General features: G+C 70.1%; 4 protein-coding genes and 3 pseudogenes. 4 read left to right on the top strand and 3 right to left on the bottom strand.

Features of this window, described 5'->3' with window-relative positions; genetic code table 11:
- Positions 1–236 precede the first annotated feature (236 nt).
- Both KUM44_RS34285 and KUM44_RS34280 read left to right on the top strand, forming a co-directional pair.
- On the top strand, positions 237–677 hold the full coding sequence (locus KUM44_RS34285) for an Lrp/AsnC family transcriptional regulator (protein ID WP_217213647.1): 441 nt from the start codon (positions 237–239) through the stop codon (positions 675–677).
- Positions 678–727: 50 nt separating this feature from the next.
- On the top strand, positions 728–3,697 hold the full coding sequence (locus tag KUM44_RS34280; RefSeq protein ID WP_217213646.1) for an aminotransferase: 2,970 nt from the start codon (positions 728–730) through the stop codon (positions 3,695–3,697).
- Between the two features lie 400 nt (positions 3,698–4,097).
- Here the strand turns inward: KUM44_RS34280 and KUM44_RS34275 are convergent, their stop codons facing one another.
- Entirely contained in the window at positions 4,098–4,328 is a 231-nt protein-coding gene (locus tag KUM44_RS34275) for a hypothetical protein (RefSeq protein WP_217213645.1), read from the bottom strand.
- 229 nt (positions 4,329–4,557) lie between these two features.
- Between KUM44_RS34275 and KUM44_RS34270 the strand changes: the two genes are divergently transcribed.
- Positions 4,558–5,325 carry a class I SAM-dependent methyltransferase gene (locus KUM44_RS34270; protein ID WP_254390499.1) on the top strand — a complete coding sequence of 256 codons (768 nt, stop codon included), beginning with the start codon at positions 4,558–4,560 and terminating at the stop codon, positions 5,323–5,325.
- A 43-nt stretch (positions 5,326–5,368) separates the two neighbouring features.
- Here KUM44_RS34270 and KUM44_RS47750 read toward each other — a convergent pair.
- Positions 5,369–5,988: pseudogene (locus KUM44_RS47750) on the bottom strand (hypothetical protein).
- A 154-nt stretch (positions 5,989–6,142) separates the two neighbouring features.
- Positions 6,143–6,883: pseudogene (locus tag KUM44_RS34260) on the bottom strand (hypothetical protein).
- A 53-nt stretch (positions 6,884–6,936) separates the two neighbouring features.
- Between KUM44_RS34260 and KUM44_RS46110 the strand changes: the two are divergent.
- Positions 6,937–7,265: pseudogene (locus KUM44_RS46110) on the top strand (protein translocase subunit SecD); the annotation flags it as partial.

Below are 7,265 nucleotides of genomic sequence, written 5' to 3'. Positions count from 1 at the left end.
CGGAGCCACCTTCGCCGAGCCGAACCACCCGTACACCGCCCAACTCCTCGCGTCCGTACCGGGCGACCCGAGGTTCCGCCTCGACGACGAGCCCGCCACGACGTGAGGTCCTCCATCACCAATCGGGTTCCAGATGCTCGATTCCATCGTCTCTACGCTTGAATCGAGCATACGGATCCGGCATTGTGCTTAAAACAAGCGCAAGGCCTGCCATTCGCGCAGGGGAGAGGTGCTGCATGGACGACATCGACCGGGCCATCCTGCGGGAGTTGCAGGTCGACGGCCGGATCCCCTACGCCGATCTGGGGCCGAAGGTGGGGTTGTCACCCTCGGCCGCGAGGCTCCGGCTGCAGCGGCTGATCGACGCCAAGGCGGTCCAGGTCGTGGGAGTGACCGACCCGATGACCATGGGCCAGCAGACGATGGCACTCCTGGGCCTGCGCATCGACGGCGATTCCAGGGCGGTCGCGGATGAACTGTCCCGGCACGACGAAGTCGTGTACACCGTCCTGACGGCCGGTGGCTTCGACCTGTTCGCGGAGGTGGTGTGCCCTCAGCCTCGGGATCTTCTGGACTTCATCAACGACGTCGTGCGGCCCGTCGAGGGTGTCGTATCCGTGGCGAATTTCCCCTACTTCGCGATTCACACGCACCGCTTCTTGTGGCACGTCGACTGAGGCATCCGAGCGTCCGAGCCTTGTTCGCCCGCACCAGCCGAGGAACCTGCATGCTGCCCGACGAGTACCGCACGATCGACTTCTTCACCGAGGACGCCCTTCCCGCACCCCGCACGACAGCGGCCGAAGCCGAACTCATCGCTGCCGAACACCTCGGCATCACTGCCCGTGCGCAGGCGCTGGGCAGCCAGCAGGATGCCAACTTCCTGCTGCACGCCGACGACGGGACGCCCGCTGCGATTCTGAAGATCGCCAACCCCGCCTTCGGCATGGTGGAGATCGAAGCCCAGGACGCGGCAGCCGACCTGATCGCCTCAGCCTGCCCGGAACTGCGCGTCGCCACGGTCCTGCGCCGCCCTGACGGCTCCCCGCGGCGCACGACCGTGGACACCGAGAACGGTCCGGCCGCCGCGCGCCTGCTGCGCCACCTGCCCGGCGGCACGCTCTCGGGACCACGGCACCTGTCACCCGGCACCGTGGCGGGCATGGGCACGATCGTCGGAAAGGTCAGCACCGCCCTGCGCGACTTCCGGCACCCGGGCCTCGACCGCGTGCTCCAGTGGGACCCGCAGCACGCCGATCGCGTCGTCGCCAAGCTCGCCGGGCACATCGACGAACCCGACCGGCGCACCGCCGTCCGGACGGCGACCGACGAGGCCTGGGCACATGTCCAGGGGCTCGCTGCCGCGCTGCCGTCGCAGGCCGTGCACCTGGACCTCACCGACGACAATCTGATCCGCTGTCCCGACAGCCGTCCGCCCATGCCGGACGGGGTCATCGACTTCGGTGACGTGACCACGAGCTGGGCGGTCGGCGAACTCGCCGTTTCACTGTCCTCGATGCTCCACCACGACGGCATCGAGCCTCACCACGTGCTGCCGGCCGTCCGCGCCTTCCACGCCGTTCGGCCGCTCTCCTCCGAGGAAGCCGATGCGGTGTGGCCGCTCGTGGTCCTGCGCGCCGCCGTCCTGGTGGCCAGCGGGCGGCATCAGGCCGACGTCGACGAGGACAACGCCTACGCCAAGGCCGCGCTCGACCGCGAATGGCGCATATTCGAACAGGCCACCTGGCTGCCCCTGCCGGTGATGACCCGCCTCATCAGGGACGCGACCGGCATGGCCGACGTGCCTGCCCGGACCGCGCAGGCCGATGCCCCGGTGCGCCCTCTCCTGCGGGACCTCGTCGCCGACGACATCACCCTCCTCGACCTGTCCACCGACGCCGATTCCATGGACCACGGTGCCTGGACGGACGCCGGCACCGAGGCCGGGCTGGTCGCCTCCGCGCTCGCGGACGGAGCGGCCGCCGTCGCCACCCGATACGCCCAGGCGCGACTCGCTCGGACACCGGCGCTGTCGGCGGTGTCCACCGCCACGGTGCCCACCGGAATCGACCTCTGGCTCGGCCGGGACGCCGTGGTGCAGGCGCCCGCCGCGGGGAAGGTCCTCGCCGCGGCGCCGGGCCACGTGGAACTCACCTACGGCGCGCAGGTGCTGTCGCTGTCCTTCCCCCGCGAGGTCCGGCCCGTGGTCACCACCGGTGCGACGGTGCGGGCGGGCGAGGACATCACCCACCTCGGCTCCGGTGCCTCGGTCCACGTCGCGCTGCGCGACGCCGACGGCCCCGCCGCCCCGCGCCTGGTCCGTCCCGAGTACGCCGCCGGCTGGCTGGCGCTCACCGCCGACGCCGCCCCGCTCCTCGGCCTGGCGGCCGACTCCGGTCGTACGCGCGAGAGGGACCTGCTCGACCGGCGTGACGCCGCGTTCGCCACAGTGCAGGAGCACTACTACGCCAACCCTCCGCGTATCGAACGTGGTTGGCGCCACCATCTGCTGTCCACCGACGGCCGGTCGTACCTCGACATCGTCAACAACGTCACCCCACTCGGCCACGCCCACCCCCGCGTCGAACAGGCGGTCTCCCGGCAGTTGCGGCGGCTCAACACCAACTCGCGCTTCCACTACGCCTCCGTGGTGGAGTTCACCGAGCGCCTCGCCGCTCGCCTCCCCGACCCTCTGGACACGGTGTTCCTCGTCAACTCCGGTTCGGAAGCGGTGGATCTGGGCCTTCGCCTGGCCATCGGGGCCTCCGGCCGACCCGACGTCGTCGCGCTGCGCGAGGCGTACCACGGCTGGACGTACGCCTCCGACGCGGTCTCCACCTCGCTCCAGGACAACCCGAACGCCCTGGCCACCCGCCCGAGTTGGGTGCACACCGTGGACTCGCCCAACTCCTACCGCGGCCGCCACCGCGGGCCGGATGCCGTGCGCTACGCACCCGAGGCCGTGGCGGTGATCGACGAACTGGCCGCTGCCGGCCGCCCGGCGGGAGCGTTCATCGGCGAGACCTTCTACGGCAACGCCGGAGGAGTCGCCCTTCCCGACGGCTATCTCGCCCAGCTGTACGCGGCGGTACGGCGGCACGGCGGCCTGGCCGTCGCCGACGAGGTCCAGGTCGGATACGGCCGCCTGGGACACTGGTTCTGGGGCTTCGAGCAGCAGCGGGTCGTCCCCGACATCGTCTGTGTCGCCAAGGCCATGGGCAACGGGCACCCCCTCGGCGCCGTCATCACGTCAAAGGCGGTCGCGGACCGGTACCGCGACCAGGGCTACTTCTTCTCCTCCACCGGCGGCAGCCCCGTCTCCAGCATCGTGGGCCTCACCGTTCTGGACACCCTGCGGGACGAAGACCTCCAAGGCAACGCGGTGCGCGTCGGCGGCCATCTGAAAAGCCGGCTCCAGGCACTGGCCGACCGCTACGGCATCATCGGCGCCGTCCACGGCTCGGGCCTCTACCTCGGCCTCGAACTCGTCCGGGACCGCGCCCACCTGGAACCCGCCACAGAAGAGACCGCCGAACTCTGCGACCGCATGCTCGACCTCGGCGTGATCGTCCAGCCCACCGGGGACCACCTCAACATCCTCAAGATCAAGCCACCGCTGTGCATCGACACCACCGCAGCCGACTTCTTCGCCGACATGCTCGACCTGGCCCTCACCCAACTCGGCCACTCCCGCTGACGCCGCACCTCCCAAGGCCCGGGCCCCGCGTAAACCCCCTACGCACGGGTCTCCCCGTCGCCGCTGGGGCAGACGTACCCTCGCGCCCGCAGCCTGACCAACCCGCTCACGGGTGGGTGACGGCGACGACCGTAAGCCAGGAAGCATGTGGATTACAGGGCCGCTGCGGCGCCGCGGAGGTGCTTGGCGGCCAGCCCGAGGGACTCGCCCAGGGGAGTGGCTGCCCCGCTGGGCGTCGTACAGGTCATCGAGCTGTTCCATCACCCTGATGACAACCCGCCGGCCGGGATCGAACTGCCTCCAGTCAGGACGATCGAAGCAGAGTTCAGTCAGGCCGCCGAGGACTTCGTGCGGCCCGAGGGGTTCCAGCTCCGAGGTTCCGGCCAGCCGGTAGATGAAGTCACCCGCGTCCCGCCACCCGTAGATTGATGGGGTGTGGAACCCTGCGCGCTGGTGCTGCTGGGGTCACGAAGGGCAAGTAATTCACGCTGTAGACGGAGAGGGTGTTCGGCAGCTCGCGTACTCGCTGCCACAGGACCAGCGTGAGGTGCAGGTCGAGAGCGAGCGCCTGGTAGTCGGTGATCGCTTTCACGCCTGCCCATTGATCACGTGCCGCGAACCCGTAGGTCAAGAACCCCTTCCATGGGGACTTTCCAAGGACTTTCCCCCTGCGGACTCGTAGGGCCTGGCAGGTATCGTGGCAGTTGTCCTGACGGAGGTTGGCGGACACCGATAAAGACAATGTCAACCGTCAGGTTCGACTGAGCTTCCTGGGCTGAGCAAGAACGCATTGTCGCGGAGGCTGGTGAGGTCCGTAAATCCGTTTGCCGGAGCATCAGCATCTTCGGTCGAATGGCGCCATGATTGCTCATGACGGTCACGCGGACCATGTGGAGCAGAACCGACGCTATTGGGATGACGAGGCGGCTGCGTGGCATGAGCCGCTCGCCCGCGATCACTGGTTACAGGCGGAACCGAGTTGGGGCTTGTGGGCCACCCCTGAGTCGGAGGTCTCCGTACTCCCCGACGACATAGGCGGGATGCGCACCATCGAGCTGGGCTGCGGTACCGCCTATGTTTCCGCTTGGCTGGCCAGAGCGGGGGCGCATCCGATCGGGATCGACCTCTCGGAGAAGCAGCTCGCCACCGCACGCGCGATGCAGGCGGAGTTCGGCATCGACTTCCCTCTTGTCCTGGGCAAGGCCGAGGCGGTGCCCTACGACGACAACACCTTCGACTTGGCGATCAGCGAGTACGGCGCCTCGTTGTGGTGCGACCCCTATCAGTGGATCCCGGAGGCGGCCCGGCTTCTCGTTCCTGGAGGCCGGCTGGTGTTCATGCGCTACTCACCGCTGTTCGCCCTCTGCGTACAGCCGGAAGGGTCGGCATCCACCACTCTGTCCCGCCCACAGTTCGGCCTGACTCGGCTGGACTGGGGGAACCACGTGCAGTTCATCCTGCCGCACGGCGAGATGCTCCGTCTGCTCCGGTCCTCCGGCTTCGTCGTAGAAGACCTGATTGAGGTCCAGGCGCCCCGGCCCACAGACCGGGACTACGCAGAAATCTCCGCTGACTGGGCTCAGCAATGGCCCAGCGAGGAAATCTGGAAAGCTCGGCTGACAGGCTGACAGGCTGACAGGCTGACAGGCCGTCGAGGCCAGGCGCGGTGGGCTAGGGAGACGTGGTCCAGCGCGGTGCTGTTTCGGCCCAGGCGGTGTCCCAGGCGGCGAGGTTGTGGCGCTGGATGACGCGGCCGGCGGTGCCGTAGGCGGCGGCCGCGGCGGCATGGACGCCGAGGGCGGCGATGATGGCCGAGCCCATGGCGTGGTTGCGGACCTGGCCGGGCGTCAGGGGCGGGTCGGTGATCTTTCCGTCGGTGTCGGCCCATACGCGGATGGTGCTGCCCTTGGGCAGGGCGGGCTGGACATCGGCCTCGGCGGTGTGGGTGCCTGCGTCGAGGCCGGTGAAGCGGACCTCGGTGGGTAACGGGTCTTCCTCGCTTCGGCGGAGCCGGGTTCGGGGTGGCGCGGGGCGTCCTCGACGAGGACGGCTGTGGTGTGGTGGCGTGTCGCGGCCTGGTGCTGTGCGTTACGGGCGTAGTGGCGGTGGGCCGCGTCGCCGACCAGGAACATCGCGAGAGGAGTGCCCGCCGACACCGCCAGTGCCAGACCGAGGCCGATCCACGCCTGGGCCAGGTCGCTGCGGCGGCGCAGGGGGTCGCGCCGCAGGCGCCAGAACATGACCCGTGGCAGCTCCTGCGGAGGCGGCGACGGGGGTGTACGGCCAGGCATGGGTCCTCCCTTCGGCGGTGGACGCAGCGGATGCGCGGTGCCGACCGGATATGGGGACGGGTCGGGGCGGGACCGGGCGCGATCCAGGGGCGACGTCCGAGTGATCGTGCCGGCGTCGCTGGCCCGCCCGCCCTTCTGCGCTGACGGGGCACCGTTACAGCCGGCCTGATCCGCCGGACAGGCCTTGGTCGGGACGGGCAGCGTGCGGTAGGGGTGCCCAGGTCGAGGGGTGGACGTGGGCGGACTGGAGGAGCTGGGCGGCGCCACGGACGGCCGCGGTGTGCGGGGCCGGGACCACACGCAGCGGTGCGTGCAAACGGCCGGTGAGGTGACAGGGGATCTCGGGACCCAGCGCACCGCCACCGGCCAGGAGGATGCCGTGGAGCAGGGCGTCGACGGTGAGCGAGGTGCGGTCCTCGCGGGAGCATCTCGGTCAGCATCACGACCACCGCCTCGACGAGTTGCTCCGCCGACGTCGTGTCGTCCAGGTCGCTCGTGCCGACGGCCGTGTGGTGGGTGTCCGTCACGGCGTCGCTCAGGAGCACCGCCTCGGTGAGGTGGGCGCCGATGTCCACCACCGGCAGCGGACGGGACAGGTCCGCGCCGGCGGACACGGCGACACTCCGGACGCTCGGCACGGTCAGCACACCGCACGGCTCCAGCACCTCCACGGCGGCACGCGCATGGGCGCGCTGGGCGACGCCGTCCAGGACGGGAGTGGTGATCCGAGCGCAGCCTGGGCGTCGACGATGGTCCCGCGCTGGATGGGGTGGACCGCACCGGTCCCGGGGGAGGCGACGGTGGGCACGTCGACGACCACGCCCTGGCCGGCGATCCAGGCGCGGGTGCGGGCGCTGCCCATGTCCAGCGCGACGCCGCAGCAGCGGCGGCACATGGGCCAGGGCCGGTGCCCGGCGACGGCGGTGCGCCGCAGGGAGGTTCCGGTGAAAGGAGCTGCGCCAAGGTGCGCTGATCGCGCTCGCCGTGGCCCTCGGGGCGCAGCTCGTCTACCTCACCGTGCGGTTCCGCTGGGTCTTCGGCGCCGCCGCGGTCGTGGCCCTCGCCCAGGACGTGGTGATCCTGCTCGGCGTCTTCGCCTGGCTGGGCAAGCCCGTCGACGGAGTGTTCCTGGCAGCCCTGCTCACGGTGGTCGGGCTACTTGGTCAACGACTCCGTGGTGCTCTTCGACCGCGTCAGGGAACTGGCCCGCAGGACCTCCCGGGCACGGTTCCCCGGCGTCGTGAACCAGGCGATCCTCCAGACGCTGCCCCGCACCG

This window comes from Streptomyces sp. AC550_RSS872 (assembly GCF_019049285.1).
GTDB lineage: Bacteria > Actinomycetota > Actinomycetes > Streptomycetales > Streptomycetaceae > Streptomyces.
Note: the sequence above shows the minus strand (reverse complement) of the source record. Positions and strands in the feature narration are given on the sequence as shown.

What these genes read in the sequence shown, in the direction of transcription:
- KUM44_RS34285 (WP_217213647.1), top strand. Translation starts at nt 237, where the DNA reads ATGGACGACATCGACCGGGCCATCCTGCGGGAGTTGCAGGTCGACGGC.
- KUM44_RS34280 (WP_217213646.1), top strand. Translation starts at nt 728, where the DNA reads ATGCTGCCCGACGAGTACCGCACGATCGACTTCTTCACCGAGGACGCC.
- KUM44_RS34270 (WP_254390499.1), top strand. Translation starts at nt 4,558, where the DNA reads ATGATTGCTCATGACGGTCACGCGGACCATGTGGAGCAGAACCGACGC.